Below are 17,479 nucleotides of genomic sequence, written 5' to 3' on the forward strand. Positions count from 1 at the left end.
TTGTGCCATGAATCTAGTATTCATGGTATTTTTCATTACTATTACATGAACAGGTGATCTCCGCTCCAATCAACAGTCCTAAGAAAAAAATGTGCTTCGTCCAATTTATGAATTGATGTAATTTCTTGTGCTTATCAAGGCACGCGGAAACGGAGAAAAGAATCTCTCATAAAGATAACGTCTTCCCGAATTTATCGCTCTGGTATTCGCTTTCCGCTTGGCGAGCAACGAGCCTTCATGACGAGGCGCCGTTAGCCTTCCTTCCCATTTAACTTCGTGCGTGGTCTAATACTGCCGTGCTATCTCCTTATGAGTAGTAAAGAGAGATAGTGATGGAACCTATAGAAAGCTTAAAGCAATAAATGGTACACTCCAAGATAAAAGCTATTTTGCGATTCTCGTTGCTGACTTTGCAATTTGTAGCCTCTATCTTGCGAATATGCCTATAAGGTTAAGGGTAATGGCAAGAATGTTGCCCATAATCTTTAACCTAAGGTTCACATCTAAGTGCACCAAGCGTTTGCGCTTATATTAGTTGTTTGGAGAAGCGTCCGCTCGACTCCTGCGGGAAAGCGGAGTAATCGAGACCCCACAGGAGCAGAGCGACGAGGAGGCTCGATACTTCGCCAGCGGAAAGCGAGCGGTAAGCTTCGGAAAACAACTGAGTGGAGACCCCTGTGCTCTAAAAGGGCGCTTGCGCTTTTCTTAGTAACTGTTCAGTCGTTCCCAAAAATAATATGCTTCGTCAAATTAGCGATACTTTTATTTTATTTTAGAAGAATTACAAATCCGGGGACCTATTTTTACTTACGTACTAAACGTCCTATATGACACTTGTCATGTTTATGACTTGACGTTTATGCCTACTCCTAAAATCAGATTCTCTTTATAGTTATAGTAATAGTTCTTTTTAGGAGGAATAACATAGTGAGCAGAGAAAAAACACTTGAATTGCGAAAAAAAATAAAACCATTTGAAAACTCCGAGTTGAAAAAGAGTATTTTTCAAATTATAAATACGATACCACCATTCTTTATCCTTTGGTTCTTAGCTTACTTAAGTTTAGATATTTCGGTTTGGTTGACAGTTGCTCTTTCTATCGTTGCTTCAGGATTTGTCGTTCGTATTTTCATTATATTTCATGATTGTACGCACGGATCTTTCTTTAAAAATAAGAAAGCAAATAGCATTACAGGTACCGTTACTGGAATCATTACTATGTTCGCTTATGAAAAATGGAAACGCGAACATAATATTCACCATGCTTCAAGTGGAAATTTAGATAAACGCGGTGTCGGTGATATATGGATGATGACTGTGGATGAATATGTACAGGCATCACCGATTAAACGACTTTCTTATCGATTGTATCGTAATCCAATCGTTATGTTCGGTTTAGGACCAGCGTTATTGTATTTAGTAGCTAATCGAGTTAACCGTAAGGATGCTCGTGCTAAAGAACGTAACAACACATATTTAATAAATGTATCAATCGTTGTTCTATATTCACTTATGATTTGGTTAATTGGATGGCAAGCATTTTTAATCATACAAGGTACAATTCTTTTTGTCGCTGGTTCATTTGGTATTTGGTTATTCTATGTGCAGCATCAATTTGAGGATTCTTATTTTGAAGATGAATCTGAATGGGATTATGTAAAAGCTGCAGTTGAAGGAAGTTCATATTACAAGTTACCGATCGTATTACAATGGTTAACTGGTAATATTGGTTTTCACCATGTGCATCATTTAAGCCCAAGGGTTCCCAACTACAATTTGGAAAAAGCGCATGAATCAACTCCGCCTTTACAAAAGGCAACAACTATTAATCTTAGAACTAGCTTACAGTCTATTCACTTCCGCCTATTTGACGATAAAAACAAAAACTTTGTAAGCTTTAAAGAGATTAAGCATTTACTTAAGAATTCTAAAAATGCAGTAAAAATTAATGCTAAAAGTACAAGTCTTGAAGGAAAATAAACTTTTGGAAAAACCATTCCTATTTAGACAGGAATGGTTTTTCCTATATAATAGGATGAAAAGAGTGCGACCAAAATAGAGGTGTAACAATTGACAAAATGGTATCAAGTTTTTCCTAAGTATCCGTGGCTGAGTATTTATGCATGGATTGTTTTCTGTGTTTTTCCTTTCTTCTTTATTTTCAAGTCTTCTAGCTTATTTGAAATTATTTTTGGTTTGATTTTATTGCTATTATTTTTTGTCGTTTATCGTTTTTCCTATACTTCCAGCGGGTTGCTCCTTTATATATTTGTTTTTGTCGAAATCTCCATTAGTGTAACGATGACTTTTCTATATGGATATATCTATTTCTCCATCTTTTTATCTTTTTTTATCGGAAATATTCAGCAACGAGCAAGTTTTTTTGTTATTTATAGTATTCATTTGGTAGCAATGATTGTAGTAGTTATCATTGGCTTTTTTACTCAAATGAACCTTTTCCTTTCGCATTTACCTTACCTAATTATTTGTTTAATCGGGGTTATTTTATTGCCATTCAACACATATAACCGAAACAAACGAGAAGTATTAGAAGGACAGCTAGAGGATGCCCAAAATCGAATCTCCCAATATATAATTATAGAAGAAAGAGAACGTATTGCACGTGATTTACATGATACTCTTGGACAGAAACTTTCCCTTATTGGTCTAAAAAGTGATTTAGCTAGTAGACTAATCGAATTAAATCCGGAAGCTGCCAAAAATGAAATCAATGATATAAATCAAACCGCTCGATCTGTCCTAAAAGAAGTCCGTGAACTTGTAACTAATATGAGAGGTACTAAGCTAGAGGATGAATTATTTCGTGTGAAACAAATCCTTCTTGCAGCACAAATTACGTATAAAATGAGTGGTACTCCTAAGCTAGTGAAAACCCCTCTGCTCGTAGAAAACGTACTGAGTATGTGCTTAAAAGAAGCTATCACAAACGTTGTAAAACATAGTAACGCTACTTTTTGTTCTATTACGATCAAACAATCTGCGAAGGAAACCTTACTCAAAGTACATGATAATGGTATTGGTTTAGATTTGAAAAAAGACTGGTCCAACAGCCACGGCCTTCGAGGAATTAAAGAACGATTAGAATTCGTAAATGGTAGTTTAGATATTCAACTTAAAAATGGAACGACCCTTAATATTCGCGTGCCTAATGTAATTCAACAGACAAGACAGGAGGAATAATGAATGATTCGAATTGTGATTGCAGAAGATCAAAGAATGGTGCTTGGTGCCCTTGGTTCTCTATTAGATTTAGAAGAGGATATGGAGGTTGTCGGGAAAGCTAATAACGGAGAGGAAGCTCTTCAGTTAATCCATCAGTTGCAACCTGATATTTGTATTATGGACATTGAAATGCCTGTTAAAAGTGGGTTGGATGCTGCAGATGAATTAAAGGATGAAAAATGCAAAGTCATTATCTTAACTACTTTTGCTAGATCCGGCTATTTTGAACGTGCTCGAAAAGCTGGAGTAAGTGGGTATTTACTGAAGGATAGTCCAAGTGAAGAGCTTGCTAATTCGATTCGTATTATTATGGACGGTAGACGTATTTATGCTCCCGAATTAGTTGATATTGCATATGAAGGAGATAATCCTTTAACCGACCGAGAGAGTCAAGTGCTTGAGTTGATTGCTGATGGAAAAAACACAAAAGAAATTGCGAGTGAGCTCTACATTACTACCGGAACTGTTCGTAACTATATTTCTGTCATACTAGATAAATTAGATGTAGGCAACCGAATCGAGGCAATTGCACGATTTAAAGAAAAAGGTTGGTTTAAATAATTTTTCATTCTCATTCTGCTTAATGGTAAAACCTTTAAGCAGTTTTTTTATTTTCCCTAGTTTCCTAAAGGTGAAAAGAATATACATAAGTTTTAACAGTAATTCTGTAAAGGAGTGAACAATGCATATGCATAAAAGGGAGATACAAAAAAAGTACTTACTCATTATCCCTCTTATAATAATTTTAGGTGCTGGATTGATGTTTTTTAGCACTCAAACAGATGAAGGAATTGCCTTAATTAAAAAAACTAGAGATATCTTTGTTCCATATAAACAAGTTTCAATAAACGTTGAAGGTAATAATGAAATAACAGATGTAATTTTTCAAGAAGGGAAAGAGGCGGAATATGTTATTTATATTGATGAAGAGAGATACAAATTCACGAGGGGCGAAAAATCAGATGTAATTACAACAAAGGAACCTCTCGAAGAAAAATACCCGGAAGTTTCCATGACTATTGAGCAATTTAAACATAAATCGCCACAAGAAATGTTGGACATTTTGGAAACTAAACTTGCTGTTGAATATACGAAGATTTCGGTAACCGAATCCGTAACAGAGCCAGTAGAAGGCTTTATGTTGCATGGCATTAGCGGATCCAAATGGAATAGCCCCGTTACAAATGTATACGTGATTGATAATAAAAATGGCGGAAGCTTTGTTATTACAGAAAAGTACTTCCTAGAAGCATCGGAAGGTCATGGAGCAAGATTCAACTCCATGCTTAAGCAGTTTAAAATTATAGAATAAGTTTCATAACTCCTCAAACGGGTAAACAAATAATAGAACAATAATTTAGAGGAGGAATATAAATGAGTGGATTATCTGACAAAGTAAAAGGAGCAGTAAATAAAGCAAAAGGAGAAACAAAAGATCAAATTGGTAATGCAACCGGCGATACAAAGTTACAAGCGAAAGGTAAATTCGATAAGTTAAAAGGCGAAACCCAAGAAAAGATCGGAGAAGCAAAAGACCATTTCCACAATGACCATAAAGAGTGATGATAAGAAAAGCGCAAGTGCATCTTGTCTTCACCGTTTCCAGAGTACTTTTGGAAAACATCAGCTACACTATTACCGTTAGAATTATGGACCTTAGAAGTGATTGTGTCACTTCTAAGGTCCATTTTTTCTGTAATCTTTTGACAGATGTTTATCCGTGGCCACTTAGAGTTTGTGAAAACATAATGCGTTTGGTTCGGATAATGAAATATAATTTCCTGTCCTACTCTTTTAAAGGCTTCCTAAAAATAAAATTTCTGCCGCTCCGTTTTTTTATCAACAAATTCTGCCTATGTCCACTTGCTCTATCTATAAACAAATGAAGTAAGTTCAATTATTTCAAAAAAGCATATTTTCTTTCTTAATTGCAACTGTTGATTGGAGCGTAGCGGCGTTGTTGGCTCATTGCTCACCCCGCAGAACGCGCCTGGCTAAAACGGAAATCAACCTGATTATTTTTCATCGGCATATGCTCTCTTCAATATAAAATTGCGGAGAGCTTTTCTTATTTAGCTTGTAAGACTACAACTACTAGCTCAGGTGTATTGAATACTCTAAAAGGAATAACACTATTTCCAAGACCTCTACTTACTATCATTTTTGTATCCTTCTCTTCATACAAACCTGCCGTATACTTTGGAAATAACCCTTGTCCTGGTGCTACTAACCCTCCCAAACCTGGGATACGAAACTGACCACCATGCGCATGCCCTGAAAAAACAACATCTAATTTATTGTCTACATAATCTTGAAAGGTTTCTGGTCGATGAGAAAGTACTAAAGTAAAATCTTCTGTTTTCTTAAACTTTCTTAGTGCATCTTTGACAGATACTCCGCTTAATGGATCCTCAATTCCAATTATCTTTATACTCTCGCCATTTTTTTCTAGTATCTGCTCATTATTAGATAATATAATCACACCTAAGTTAGAAAGCTCTGTTTTAATATGATCCACATCATTAGTAGCGATTTCATGATTACCTGTCACATAATAAATAGGAGCATATGATACAATTTGCTCTACTACTTCTAAACTGTTTTTTAAATCATATCGGTTACTATCTATTAAATCTCCTGTAATAAAAATTAAATCTGGATTTTCATCCTTCACTTTCTTCACAAGCTTTGATTGATGTTTTCCAAATGTTGCATCATGTAAATCGGAAATTTGCACTATCTTCAACCCGTTAAAACTAGCGGGGATTTTATTTGACTCCACTGTAATCTCAGTTGTTTTAATAGTCTTATTTCCGGTATATAGTATTGCCGCTATCACTATTATTACTACTATCCACTTTTTCATTTATTTTCTCCTAAATTATAGATCTCATTCTGGACTCATAATTCCAACTCGGTAACCAATATATTTACTTTCAATAAGTTCTTTAAACGCAAATAAAGCAGTATCTCCTGTTGTACTTTTTGTAGCACCAACAGGCAACTTATCTCGTTCGATGATATAGGCTTTCGTTGCAACACCAGTAGGCAAATACGTTGGACAAACAATCGTCCAGTCTAATGTCGATTCTTTTAACATCTCATATACTTTATGATGTTCTTTCGCTGCAACGTTTGATTTACGTTTTGATTCCGATGACTCATATCGAAGAAGATTTTGATCTACACGACTCGTTAAAATACCTGCCGTCCCAATAGTGACGACTCGTTTGATTTTTTGTTTCTCCATAATAGAAATAATATGTTCTAACGCATCTGTTAATACAGTCGTTTGATCGGTCCCTAGAGCACTCATGACTGCATCTACACCTTCTAGTGCTTTTTCTACATCTGAAAATACTCTTGCATCACCTTGTATTAAGGTTAAATTAGGATGGGCTTGGAGCTTTTCAGGAGCTCGCACGAGTGCTGTTACTTCGTCATTATTTTCAAGTAATAATGTCAGGATGTTTTTTCCTACACGACCTGTCGCCCCGAGTAAAGCAATTTTCATAAGAAACAGCTCCTTTTACATTATTATACCAAGATGTTTTATCTTCCACGAAAATAAAAAGTATTTCTGTAGATAACTACAGAAATACTTTTTAATGTCGATAATTGTTATTTCCGGGGAAATAGTTTTAGTTTTAATTCATAAAGTTATAGAATAACGCAAACATAGCCCCATAAAAAATAATTACCAAGACAATGCTAATTGCCATCCATATAAGTGATGCTCGTGCGTAATTGCGTCGAGGATCTGCATTTCCAAAACCCCAAACAAAGAGCATTACAATGTTTACGATAGGTATAATCATAATAAGCATTGTGATTAGCCACTCACCTACTGACATTTCACTTGCTGTTTTATGAACAACGTTATTTTGATATTCTTGTGTTTGTACCGATTCGTTTGATTCCACAATAAGTCCCCTTTTCCCACTATATATCTCATTTCCATTTTACTTGAAAACTCCTGAGAATAGTCCTTATTTCGGAAATTTTATTTATTATTTTATCCTCATCATACTCATAGGCGTAATAATCCCTATTAGTTTTACATTTGGCTTACCATCTTCCGTTATAAGAAGGGCTTCCAAACGTCTTCCCCTAGTTATTCCATTTCTAAAAATTTCTAATGCTTCATACACAGATGCATGTTGCTCAATAAATTGATGGTTCTCTTTACTATTTTCAAGAGCAAGTATCTCGCCTAATGTTGTCTTTTTTCTAGAAAAGGATTCCGAATCTACTGTACTTGCAAGCCACGTTGTAATTCCCACTGGTGTGATAAGTCCTTTAAATTCTATTCCATCATACACGGGGAACTGGTTATATTTTTTGTCCTTAATCACTTTCAATGCATAACTCAAAGTATCTGTTCTTTGAAATGTCGTTACTCTCGCTTGAAATATATTCCCAACAGTAATAGGTTTAGTAAGAGCAACTTCTATCTCTTCCATTTTTAACACCACATCTTCATGTGGCTCTGCAATAGCATACTCGGTAGAGGTGCGATGATGAACAATTGCATTTCTAAGATCGCCGTATTCGCGCAAATCTGCCTCATATCTTCTAATAATCGCATTCTTTTTTTTCGCAATGTCAATTAATCGAAAAAAGGCAAGATGATCCTGTGATCCTATTATTTCCTTCATCAATTGGTCTATTCGATTATAAGCTATTATAAATCGATCTGAATTGCGAACTGTCATCTCTTCTCACCTCGATTTCACTTAGTATACTGTCTTTGTTCAAATCCGCTGAAATTATTCTCTGCTCAAGTTGTCACGATTAGATAAGTGAAGTTATATTTTCGACTTCGAAACATTCTTTTTAGCAAAATAAATTGCTCCCGCAAGAAGTACGACTATTGCTAATAGAGTAATACTCATACTCCAAATAAATGGCTTCATATCGATATTATCATTTAATAATAGCCCTGCATACATCGGAAGCTTCCAAGGAAAAATAGTCCAATATTTCCCGATTAAAGCATCGACAATTTGCACAAATAACACAAGGACAAGAGAAATAGCAGAAGCAATTCCTGTCGAAAACGCTGCGCTTGAAAACAAAATAATACTAATGACAAATAGTAACCATAAAATATAAGTTCCTAGGAATCCCAAAAACGCACCGGCATCGACTGCTCCAAAAAGGACATACGTATAGAATAAATTTGCTAATAACCCAAGTACCACGCTACCAATTACCAGGATGCACATGATAACTAATTTACTATACACATAACTGGAGTATCGTATTGGTCGAACGTATAGAAGCGTTGCTGTGCCATTTTTTCGCTCCCTTGCAATTATTCCAGCAAATCCAAGTACTACGACGAGCATTCCAATAAACTGATATTGACTAATCGTTGACATAACTACCTGTTCTGGGGCTAGTTCGGGGAACCGAAAAACTGTTCCCTCTGGCATATTACCTACTGTACTTAATATTTGAGGTAAATAATAATTCGTTAATGGCTCAGAGATACCAAATAGTATAAATACTAAAGGAATCCACAAGATTTTAAAATTTCGTACATTTTCACGCCACTCTTTTTGGAATAAAACAGAAAAATTATTCATCCTTTATTCACCACCTGTAAAAATATTTCCTCTAAACTAGCAGATGCCCGTTCTATTTTCGACAAGTTTAAATTGCTGTTCGCAAGGATGTGCAGTATTTCATTCATCTCAGGTTTTGCGTTTTCTATATGAATAAAAGCAATGGAGCCTTCTTGTCTTGCTGACCAAGGTGAGATTTCTACAAATTCAGCTGCTTCATCACTAGTAGAAAAATACATTTTGTAAACAGGATTAGCATACTTTTCACGAACTTCTTTCATAGAGCCTTGTTCAACTAACTTCCCATTTCTTAAGAACAATAATTGATCCGTCATTTCTTCCGCATCATTTAAAATATGAGTAGAATACAAAATAGTAGTTGTCTCCTGCAATTCTTTCAATAAATTCATAATTTCTCTTCTGCCAATTGGATCCAAAGCAGACACTGGTTCATCTAGTAAAAGCAAAGCTGGCTTATGAACAATTGCTTGTGCTAGGCCCAACCTTTGTTTCATTCCTCCTGAAAAAGTACCTATCTTTTTCTTTTTAGCATTTCCAAGCCCTACAAATTCGAGCGTCTTTTCTGATTCTAGTTTTGCAATTTTAGTATCTACTCCACTTAACTTCGCAGCCATCTCAGTAAATTCAAGTGCTGTTAGCCATGAGTAAAATTGTGGATACTGCGGAAGGAAACCTATTACTTTTCGGAAATCTCCCGTTATTTCCCCATCCATTTCAATAGTTCCATTCGTTTGTTTTAAAAGTCCTGCAAGCATAGACAAGGTAGTTGTTTTTCCTGCTCCATTCGGTCCGATTAATGCAGTTGCCGTGTTTTTGTTTAAAGAAAAAGTTATATTATCTACCGCTTTTTCATTTCCATATTCTTTTGTAAGTCCTTGCATATGAAGTAAAGTTTTCATTCATTTTTTCTCCCAACGATGAAGTATATAATTGATCCAATTATATTCGCAAAAAGAATAATAAGCGCCCACATCCACTTAGGTCCGTTCGTATTCTTTACACGGATTAGGTCAACAATAGCAACAATAATTATGATAAGTTCGATAATCGCAAGTGGTAAAATGAGCATCCACGGTACTGATTCAAAATTCATTGTAACTCCCCCTTTGTTTTGATAATTCTATTCTACTACATATAGAACAGAAAAGATTCAAAAACCTTTAAAAAATTTAAAGTTTTTTGGTGCTCCTGGAGGTGAAATAATAAACATTAACCTGGTTATGTTATAATAAAACGTTGGAAGGTGAATAAAAATGGAGATATTAATTAGAAATGCACGGAAAGAAGACGCAGCCGGAGCAGTTCCACTTATTATGGAAGCCATTGGGGACATCTCGATGCAAATGACAGGCGAAACAGAAGAAACAGAAATCACAAAAGAATTTGTCCAATTATTTACTAAGACAGACAATCGACATTCCTATTTACATACCTATATTGCGGAAATGGAAGGAAAAGTTGCGGGAGTCCTTGTGTTTTATTCTGCAGAGGAAGCGGTTATACTAGATGCGAACTTAGAGAAATATCTTTCGAATAAAAAAGGTTCCCCAATCAAAATCGATTCAGAAACATTACCTGGGGAATGGTATATAGATACGGTAGTAGTTGATCCTACATTTCGAGGACATGGTATTGGTACAAAGCTTTTGACATATGCAGAACAGTTAGTGAAAAACTTTGGTGGTGGAAAACTCTCCTTAAACGTAGAAACTAAAAAATATTCTGCAATTCGCTTGTATAATCGGCTAGGATTTGGTACTGTATGTCCTTGGACAATTATTGGTCAGACCTTTCATCATATGGTGAAGACGGTTCACGCCGATTAAAGGAGAATTTTTATGAAATTATGGATTTATCCCCTTATGGTTGTTTTTGCAGCAAGCTGTTATGGGACTTTATCGACGATGGTGAAACTTGCAATTAGGGACGGCTATACAGCCTCTGAAGCAGTTTCGAGTCAATATATTATGGGTTTTCTTTTGGCTTTAGTTATATATTTGGTGACACAACGAAAGCTTCCCCGTTTACACGGTGGATTTAAAATAATTTTATTAGCTGGTATTTTTACTGCTACTACAGGTATTGTATATGGACAAGCACTGATCTACTTACCAGCTTCTCTAGCAGTCGTTATGTTATTTCAATTCACATGGGTTGGTACGCTAATCGATTGTATTTTGAGAAAACGGTTACCGACAAGACCAGAAGTCATTTCGCTTATTATTTTATTTATCGGAACCATTTTAGCAGCTGGTGTACTTGATGTCGATTTGAGTGGTATTGACTGGAGAGGCTGGGTATATGGGTTTGCTGCTGCGGTTTCATTCTCTATTAATATGAATGTCAATACGAAGCAAGTGAAAGGAATGAATACGACCACTCGTCTACTCCTTGTTTCTTTTATCGCTGCCGTAATGATTGCTATCTTCCAAACACCTGAAATTGCATGGAATGGAAAACTGTTTATGGAACCACTGTTGTTCTATGGACTAGCTCTTGGCCTACTTGGCATTATTGCTCCAATTTACTTGTTTGTAATTGCTGTACCGAAAGTGGGAGGTGCTATGTCATCCATTTTAAGTGCTATGGAATTACCAGTAGCTGTTATTGTTTCGGTTATCGTCTTAAGTGAGGCACTATCAGGGTTACAAATTATTGGTATAGTCGTTATTTTACTTGGCATGTGTATACCAACCGTCGCTAGTATTTTGAAAAGTAAAAAACGACAGACAACCTTAGGTAAATAAATTAAGAAAAACTCTAGCTTCCTTTAAGTGCATACTATTTCCAGAGTGCTTTGGACGAAGAATTCTATGGAGGATCTGGAAGTGACTTTATCGCTTCCAGATTCTCTTTTTTTTCAGTAATCTTGTGGCGGATATTTGTCCGTCGTCCTCTTGAAATATATAGAGACAAGGTGCATAAGGTTTGTTTAATGAGAGAAGAAATCCTGTCTTACATTATTAAAAGCGGACGAAGATACAATTTCGTCCGCTTAACGCTTCTTTATCGATGGATGCCACTTATTTTTCTCTAGTATCACCTGTCTATAATGGTAACCCATTATACTTATAAACTTCGCATACAAAATCACCATAAAATAGTTATACATAAATTGAAAAATCCGTAATTCCTGCATATGGCATTTGGTTCTTAATTTTTTCCTCTAAATCTTGCAAAGTATACTTCTGCCATTCTTCTAAGTTGGACAAATCCCACTTTCGAATAAATAATTGATATAAAAAAATCTCTCTCAGTTTTAGGAAAATAGGAATTTGTTTAATAGTATTCTCATGAAGTAGATTTTCTAATTGATAACCCATAAAGAAATGACTCAAAAATGTCTCATTGAAATTATCTGTATTGCTATTGTAAGCATTATGTTGCCAGTGTGCATGATAGAAAGATACCGCGATATCTTGAGCATACCAATTATAAGAACATTCATCGAAGTCAATCGTAGTTATAGTATTTTCGTTGGTAATGATTAGGTTACCTTGATGAAAATCATTATGAATCAGTCCAAATGTATCTGGCGAATACTTATATGTACATAGTTTTATCATTAAATGATCGTATTTCTCCCTTACCCAAGGAAGTAAACCCCCATTTATACGAAAAACATCTGGATTTTCAACTGTCCATACAGGTCGATTTATTTTATCAACCCTATATTGTTTGGATAGCGCATGCATTCTTCCTAATACCCTTCCCCACTGTTCAAATGTCTTTACATTCCAATGAAGTTCGTTGGTAACATCTATTTCATCCCCCTTAATAAATTCAAAACTCGTTTTTACTCTTCCATCTTCATATCCTACAGTCATTTCTGGCTTTGGCATAACGACTCCATGCTTATGTAAAAAATTCATCCATTCAATTTCCTGCAAAACCATTTCTTTTGTTTTCTTTTTATCCGAAATCCTAACAACTCTTCCCTCTTCCTCAAGATGAAATATATCATTATGAAATCCCCCGTCCAACCTGATACGCTTTTCTGTCATCCTGTTTTCCCCCTCCAATATCTATTCGAATATGTCTATAGAATACTTTATCACAAGATTTATTCAACCAAAGTAAAAATGAAGACATCTAACAGATGTCCTCAGCATTTACAGTTCTATTCATTTTTCTTTAATATAATCGTAAACTCTACTTTTCTTGCTTATTAAGCCAAATTATCTTTACTTATAATTGGTAATAAAAGAGGTCGTAATTCTCTCCCTTATTTCTAAAATCCTTTGAATTTCCTCATCGAAAGCACCTTTTTTGTTTTCAATAACAACTATTAAAGGAATTCCTTCCTTACTAACAAAGTTTTTTTCAATTTATCCGCTTTTACTTATAGGGGTAACTATACGAGTTAAAGATGAACTGATATTTAAGGCTTATTTAATCGGATAACTACTTTTGTTCCATGAGGCTCTATATTATCAAATGATAGTAGCCCGTTATGTACCTCTATAACCTCTTTTACAATCGCCAGGCCTAGACCACTTCCCTCAATTTGTGTGGAACGTGCAGTATCTTCTCGGTAAAAACGCTCTGTCCATTGCTTATAATCTGTGTTTTTATTACCAATTCCTGTGTCTTGTATCGTAACAAACACATATTGCCCCGATTCTATCAGTGAAACTTGTATTTCACCAGGGGAATAGTTGTATTTAATCGCATTTGAAATGAGATTTTCCCAAACATACTCCAACATCTCTCTGTCTCCTAATATTTCTACATTTTTTAGTTGCAAATTAATAGAAATATCTTTTTCATTCACTAACCATCGAAACTTCTGAATAACTTGTTTTAACTGCTCGTCTAAGTGGTAAGTTTCTTTCACTGTCCGATTATTTGCTTGATCAAACGAAGTAAGAACTAACAATTGCTTCATTACACTGGATAAACGCTTCGCCTCTTTTTGAATGATTGATGTATATTTCAAATGTTCCTCTTCATTTAACTTCTGGCTTTCAAGTAATGTAGCATAACCCTGTATATTTAATAAAGGCGTTTGGAAGTCATGGGACACTCTGGAGATAAATTCCTTTTTGTACCGATCACTTGCTTCCAGTTGCTTCGTCATATTTCGAAAGCTATCCGCTAATTGGCCAATTTCATCGCGCTGATAAACTGGTATAGGTACTTGGAAATCTTCATTTGCAATTTTATTTGTCGCAATCGTTAATTTGGTTAATGGATCAATCATTCTCTTTGCTACGATTAACATTGCAATCACACTAATAACAATCATTGCTCCAGCAAGGCCACCTAATAGTAAATGGATCTCATTAAATAGAAATTTAATATTAGGTCTTTGAAAAAGCGCATACTTTTTATTTTCAAATGTAAATGGTACCCCAACCGTATTCGTTAACTCATTAGAAAAAAAACCCGTAATAAACGTTTCTTTTGGAAACTCACGCATCCCATGATACGTTTTCCCATTCAAAACACTTTCTACTACAGAATCACTAATAGTCTTAGCTCGGAATTCACCACCATAAGTACTCTCTTTGCCATCTTCACTTTGGATATATATTTGATAGCCTGTATCCCCAATCATTTGTAGAAGGGGCTCTAGATTCTTTATATGAGATGATTCAATGAGTTGGACAATTGATTGAGCAATTAGTACATTTTTCTCATCATTTTTTTCTTTTAAATTTTGATGATAAAACGTATTCACAATCATAAATCCGATTGTCCCACTTGCAAACATAATGAGAAGCGTCATCCATAAAAATTTGCTATACAGAGTTTTCATACGCGGGTTCCTTCCAACTTATAACCGATTCCACGAACTGTAGTAATTTGACTATCTACTTTCATTTTATTGAATCGTTCCCGTATCCGTTTAATATGCACACTTAATGTTTGTTCGTCACCCTCGAAATCAATTCCCCATACTGCTTCTATTAATTGGTCACGTGTAAAAACTTGATTCGGCTTGGATGCTAGTTTTGAAAGTAATTCAAATTCTTTTAAAGGTAGAACTAATAGCTCCTCCCCAATTTGTACTTCAAAACTCTTTCTATTAATTAACATATTTCCTACCTGTATATTGGCATCACTTGTTTTGTCAAATCTTCTTAAAATTGCTCGGATACGAAATAACAACTCTTTTGGCTCAAATGGTTTTACTAAATAATCGTCAGAACCAGCTAAATAACCTTTTTCTTTATCTTCTAATCTTCCTTTCGCGGTTAGTAATAATACAGGAATGTCATATTGCTCACGAATGAGTCTGGTTAATGTTAAACCATCCATTTCCGGCATCATCACATCGACTATCGCTAAATCAGGTATTTCCTTCTCAATTAAGGATAAGCCTTCTATTCCATTCGTTGCTTTTATGACATGGTAGCCTGTCTTCGATAAATAAATTGATATTAAATCTAACGTATGTACATCATCATCTACTGCTAATATTACAACCACTGTTACCCTCCTTTTTTCGTATTGATACTTCATATTGTGGATGTTTCTATACAATTCAGCAAGTAAAAGCATATGTAGGAGAGGTTTGAGTTGGCGATAAGTAGATTAGGACTTCATCAGCTATTACTAAAATTATCTTCTTTTATCAAGAAGAAATACGGTAATGGAAGACTAATTGCACATATAAGGGCAACAAAATCGAATTTAAAAGTGAGTCTATCTTCCTTGTTGCCTCGAACTCTTTGTTCCTCTATTTTCTCGCAACACGCTTCCCTTTGCCTTCGGATATTTTATATAATAAATAGAAAAAAGCCGCTACCGATAACTCGGTAACGACTTTTTATAGTGCCTAGCGACGTCCTACTCTCACAGGGGGAAACCCCCAACTACCATCGGCGCTGAAGAGCTTAACTTCCGTGTTCGGTATGGGAACGGGTGTGACCTCTTCGCCATCATCACTAGACTGTTTGGCTTTCAATACACTGCGCATTGAAACCCTCTTAGAGTGCTTGTTCACTCAAAACTGGATAAAAGACATTGATGAATTCAAATTCATATTTGGTTAAGTCCTCGATCGATTAGTATTCGTCAGCTGCACGTGTCGCCACGCTTCCACCCCGAACCTATCTACCTCATCGTCTTTGAGGGATCTTACTTACTTGCGTAATGGGAAATCTCATCTTGAGGGGGGCTTCGTGCTTAGATGCTTTCAGCACTTATCCCGTCCACACATAGCTACCCAGCGATGCTCTTGGCAGAACAACTGGTACACCAGCGGTGTGTCCATCCCGGTCCTCTCGTACTAAGGACAGCTCCTCTCAAATTTCCTACGCCCACGACGGATAGGGACCGAACTGTCTCACGACGTTCTGAACCCAGCTCGCGTACCGCTTTAATGGGCGAACAGCCCAACCCTTGGGACCGACTACAGCCCCAGGATGCGATGAGCCGACATCGAGGTGCCAAACCTCCCCGTCGATGTGGACTCTTGGGGAGATAAGCCTGTTATCCCCGGGGTAGCTTTTATCCGTTGAGCGATGGCCCTTCCATGCGGAACCACCGGATCACTAAGCCCGTCTTTCGACCCTGCTCGACTTGTAGGTCTCGCAGTCAAGCTCCCTTCTGCCTTTACACTCTTCGAATGATTTCCAACCATTCTGAGGGAACCTTTGGGCGCCTCCGTTACACTTTAGGAGGCGACCGCCCCAGTCAAACTACCCGCCTGACACTGTCTCCTACCCGGGTTACGGGTATGGGTTAGAATTTCAATACAACCAGGGCAGTATCCCACCGACGCCTCCTCCGAAGCTGGCGCTCCGGGCTCTAAGGCTCCTGCCTATCCTGTACAAGTTGCACCAAAATTCAATATCAAGCTATAGTAAAGCTCCACGGGGTCTTTCCGTCCTGTCGCGGGTAACCTGCATCTTCACAGGTACTATAATTTCACCGAGTCTCTCGTTGAGACAGTGCCCAGATCGTTACGCCTTTCGTGCGGGTCGGAACTTACCCGACAAGGAATTTCGCTACCTTAGGACCGTTATAGTTACGGCCGCCGTTTACTGGGGCTTCAATTCGCACCTTCGCTTGCGCTAAGCACTCCTCTTAACCTTCCAGCACCGGGCAGGCGTCAGCCCCTATACTTCACCTTACGGTTTTGCAGAGACCTGTGTTTTTGCTAAACAGTCGCCTGGGCCTATTCACTGCGGCTCTTCTAGGCTATACACCCAAAAGAGCACCCCTTCTCCCGAAGTTACGGGGTCATTTTGCCGAGTTCCTTAACGAGAGTTCTCTCGCTCACCTTAGGATTCTCTCCTCGACTACCTGTGTCGGTTTGCGGTACGGGCACCTATCACCTCGCTAGAGGCTTTTCTTGGCAGTGTGAAATCAGGAACTTCGGACTAAGTCCTCGCCATCACAGCTCAATGTTACAGAGTGCGGATTTGCCTACACTCACACCTTACTGCTTGGACGTGCATAACCAACAGCACGCTTACCCTATCCTTCTGCGTCCCCCCATTACTCAAACGGTGGTTTGGTGGTACAGGAATATCAACCTGTTGTCCATCGTCTACGCCTATCGGCCTCGACTTAGGTCCCGACTAACCCTGAGCGGACGAGCCTTCCTCAGGAAACCTTAGTCATACGGTGGATGGGATTCTCACCCATCTTTCGCTACTCATACCGGCATTCTCACTTCTAAGCGCTCCACC

The 17,479-nt window shown here is 37.0% G+C and carries 17 protein-coding genes and 2 rRNA genes (1 of these 19 only partly in view); 7 read left to right on the forward strand and 12 right to left on the reverse strand.

Translation table 11 applies throughout. The annotated features are described in order from the left end of the window. Nucleotides 1-927 precede the first annotated feature (927 nt). The 5 genes from desA to ACTSKG_RS11770 all read left to right on the forward strand — a co-directional run bounded on the left by desA (nucleotide 928) and on the right by ACTSKG_RS11770 (nucleotide 4,806). Nucleotides 928-1,980 (forward strand): Delta(5) desaturase DesA, encoded by a 1,053-nt coding sequence (gene desA, locus ACTSKG_RS11750; protein WP_464754809.1) that lies wholly within the window; start codon nucleotides 928-930, stop codon nucleotides 1,978-1,980. Nucleotides 1,981-2,070: 90 nt separating this feature from the next. Next, a complete protein-coding gene (locus ACTSKG_RS11755; protein ID WP_464754810.1) occupies nucleotides 2,071-3,201 on the forward strand; it encodes a sensor histidine kinase in 1,131 nt (376 codons plus the stop codon). Nucleotides 3,202-3,204: 3 nt separating this feature from the next. Then, nucleotides 3,205-3,804, forward strand: coding sequence for a response regulator (locus ACTSKG_RS11760; protein WP_464754811.1), 600 nt, complete (start codon nucleotides 3,205-3,207; stop codon nucleotides 3,802-3,804). Nucleotides 3,805-3,925: 121 nt separating this feature from the next. Next, nucleotides 3,926-4,555 (forward strand): hypothetical protein, encoded by a 630-nt coding sequence (locus ACTSKG_RS11765; RefSeq protein WP_464754812.1) that lies wholly within the window; start codon nucleotides 3,926-3,928, stop codon nucleotides 4,553-4,555. Nucleotides 4,556-4,617: 62 nt separating this feature from the next. Beyond that, the gene (locus ACTSKG_RS11770; protein WP_464754813.1) at nucleotides 4,618-4,806 is read left to right on the forward strand and encodes a CsbD family protein; all 189 of its coding nucleotides are present in this window, start codon (nucleotides 4,618-4,620) and stop codon (nucleotides 4,804-4,806) included. 505 nt (nucleotides 4,807-5,311) lie between these two features. Here the strand turns inward: ACTSKG_RS11770 and ACTSKG_RS11775 are convergent. The 7 genes from ACTSKG_RS11775 to ACTSKG_RS11805 form a co-directional block, all read right to left on the reverse strand. Beyond that, nucleotides 5,312-6,109 (reverse strand): metallophosphoesterase, encoded by a 798-nt coding sequence (locus tag ACTSKG_RS11775; protein ID WP_464754814.1) that lies wholly within the window; start codon nucleotides 6,107-6,109, stop codon nucleotides 5,312-5,314. Nucleotides 6,110-6,133: 24 nt separating this feature from the next. After that, on the reverse strand, nucleotides 6,134-6,757 hold the full coding sequence (locus ACTSKG_RS11780; RefSeq protein WP_464754815.1) for an NAD(P)-dependent oxidoreductase: 624 nt from the start codon (nucleotides 6,755-6,757) through the stop codon (nucleotides 6,134-6,136). A gap of 133 nt (nucleotides 6,758-6,890) precedes the next feature. Continuing rightward, entirely contained in the window at nucleotides 6,891-7,166 is a 276-nt protein-coding gene (locus ACTSKG_RS11785; protein ID WP_464754816.1) for a hypothetical protein, read from the reverse strand. 87 nt (nucleotides 7,167-7,253) lie between these two features. Continuing rightward, nucleotides 7,254-7,958, reverse strand: coding sequence for a CBS domain-containing protein (locus ACTSKG_RS11790; RefSeq protein WP_464754817.1), 705 nt, complete (start codon nucleotides 7,956-7,958; stop codon nucleotides 7,254-7,256). Nucleotides 7,959-8,051: 93 nt separating this feature from the next. After that, nucleotides 8,052-8,834 (reverse strand): ABC transporter permease, encoded by a 783-nt coding sequence (locus ACTSKG_RS11795; RefSeq protein ID WP_464754818.1) that lies wholly within the window; start codon nucleotides 8,832-8,834, stop codon nucleotides 8,052-8,054. Further along, entirely contained in the window at nucleotides 8,831-9,733 is a 903-nt protein-coding gene (locus ACTSKG_RS11800; RefSeq protein ID WP_464754819.1) for an ABC transporter ATP-binding protein, read from the reverse strand. The genes ACTSKG_RS11795 and ACTSKG_RS11800 overlap by 4 nt, the downstream gene beginning before the upstream one ends. Beyond that, on the reverse strand, nucleotides 9,730-9,927 hold the full coding sequence (locus ACTSKG_RS11805) for a PLDc N-terminal domain-containing protein (RefSeq protein ID WP_464754820.1): 198 nt from the start codon (nucleotides 9,925-9,927) through the stop codon (nucleotides 9,730-9,732). Before ACTSKG_RS11805 ends, ACTSKG_RS11800 begins: the two co-directional genes overlap by 4 nt. Before the next feature lie 160 nt (nucleotides 9,928-10,087). Here ACTSKG_RS11805 and ACTSKG_RS11810 point away from each other — a divergent pair, with 160 nt between their 5' ends. Then, nucleotides 10,088-10,660, forward strand: a complete 573-nt coding sequence (locus tag ACTSKG_RS11810) for a GNAT family N-acetyltransferase (protein ID WP_464754821.1) — start codon at nucleotides 10,088-10,090, stop codon at nucleotides 10,658-10,660. Between the two features lie 12 nt (nucleotides 10,661-10,672). Beyond that, nucleotides 10,673-11,581 (forward strand): EamA family transporter, encoded by a 909-nt coding sequence (locus ACTSKG_RS11815; RefSeq protein ID WP_464754822.1) that lies wholly within the window; start codon nucleotides 10,673-10,675, stop codon nucleotides 11,579-11,581. A 357-nt stretch (nucleotides 11,582-11,938) separates the two neighbouring features. On the opposite strand, the gene ACTSKG_RS11820 is transcribed toward ACTSKG_RS11815, so the two are convergent. The 5 genes from ACTSKG_RS11820 to ACTSKG_RS11840 all read right to left on the reverse strand — a co-directional run. Next, the gene (locus ACTSKG_RS11820; RefSeq protein ID WP_464754823.1) at nucleotides 11,939-12,838 is read right to left on the reverse strand and encodes a phosphotransferase enzyme family protein; all 900 of its coding nucleotides are present in this window, start codon (nucleotides 12,836-12,838) and stop codon (nucleotides 11,939-11,941) included. Nucleotides 12,839-13,215: 377 nt separating this feature from the next. Continuing rightward, entirely contained in the window at nucleotides 13,216-14,595 is a 1,380-nt protein-coding gene (locus ACTSKG_RS11825; protein WP_464754824.1) for a sensor histidine kinase, read from the reverse strand. Beyond that, nucleotides 14,592-15,269 carry a response regulator transcription factor gene (locus ACTSKG_RS11830; RefSeq protein WP_464754825.1) on the reverse strand — a complete coding sequence of 226 codons (678 nt, stop codon included), beginning with the start codon at nucleotides 15,267-15,269 and terminating at the stop codon, nucleotides 14,592-14,594. The genes ACTSKG_RS11825 and ACTSKG_RS11830 overlap by 4 nt, the downstream gene beginning before the upstream one ends. 347 nt (nucleotides 15,270-15,616) lie before the next feature. Beyond that, nucleotides 15,617-15,732, reverse strand: a 5S ribosomal RNA gene (gene rrf, locus ACTSKG_RS11835). A gap of 95 nt (nucleotides 15,733-15,827) precedes the next feature. After that, nucleotides 15,828-17,479 (reverse strand): 23S ribosomal RNA (locus ACTSKG_RS11840); it runs 1,275 nt beyond the window's last position.

The sequence above is a fragment of the Psychrobacillus syltrankelensis genome (assembly GCF_055454035.1).

What these genes read in the sequence shown, in the direction of transcription:
- ACTSKG_RS11760 (WP_464754811.1), top strand. Translation starts at nt 3,205, where the DNA reads ATGATTCGAATTGTGATTGCAGAAGATCAAAGAATGGTGCTTGGTGCC.
- ACTSKG_RS11765 (WP_464754812.1), top strand. Translation starts at nt 3,926, where the DNA reads ATGCATATGCATAAAAGGGAGATACAAAAAAAGTACTTACTCATTATC.
- ACTSKG_RS11770 (WP_464754813.1), top strand. Translation starts at nt 4,618, where the DNA reads ATGAGTGGATTATCTGACAAAGTAAAAGGAGCAGTAAATAAAGCAAAA.
- ACTSKG_RS11775 (WP_464754814.1), bottom strand. Translation starts at nt 6,109, where the DNA reads ATGAAAAAGTGGATAGTAGTAATAATAGTGATAGCGGCAATACTATAT.
- ACTSKG_RS11780 (WP_464754815.1), bottom strand. Translation starts at nt 6,757, where the DNA reads ATGAAAATTGCTTTACTCGGGGCGACAGGTCGTGTAGGAAAAAACATC.
- ACTSKG_RS11790 (WP_464754817.1), bottom strand. Translation starts at nt 7,958, where the DNA reads ATGACAGTTCGCAATTCAGATCGATTTATAATAGCTTATAATCGAATA.
- ACTSKG_RS11795 (WP_464754818.1), bottom strand. Translation starts at nt 8,834, where the DNA reads ATGAATAATTTTTCTGTTTTATTCCAAAAAGAGTGGCGTGAAAATGTA.
- ACTSKG_RS11800 (WP_464754819.1), bottom strand. Translation starts at nt 9,733, where the DNA reads ATGAAAACTTTACTTCATATGCAAGGACTTACAAAAGAATATGGAAAT.
- ACTSKG_RS11805 (WP_464754820.1), bottom strand. Translation starts at nt 9,927, where the DNA reads ATGAATTTTGAATCAGTACCGTGGATGCTCATTTTACCACTTGCGATT.
- ACTSKG_RS11810 (WP_464754821.1), top strand. Translation starts at nt 10,088, where the DNA reads ATGGAGATATTAATTAGAAATGCACGGAAAGAAGACGCAGCCGGAGCA.
- ACTSKG_RS11815 (WP_464754822.1), top strand. Translation starts at nt 10,673, where the DNA reads ATGAAATTATGGATTTATCCCCTTATGGTTGTTTTTGCAGCAAGCTGT.
- ACTSKG_RS11820 (WP_464754823.1), bottom strand. Translation starts at nt 12,838, where the DNA reads ATGACAGAAAAGCGTATCAGGTTGGACGGGGGATTTCATAATGATATA.
- ACTSKG_RS11825 (WP_464754824.1), bottom strand. Translation starts at nt 14,595, where the DNA reads ATGAAAACTCTGTATAGCAAATTTTTATGGATGACGCTTCTCATTATG.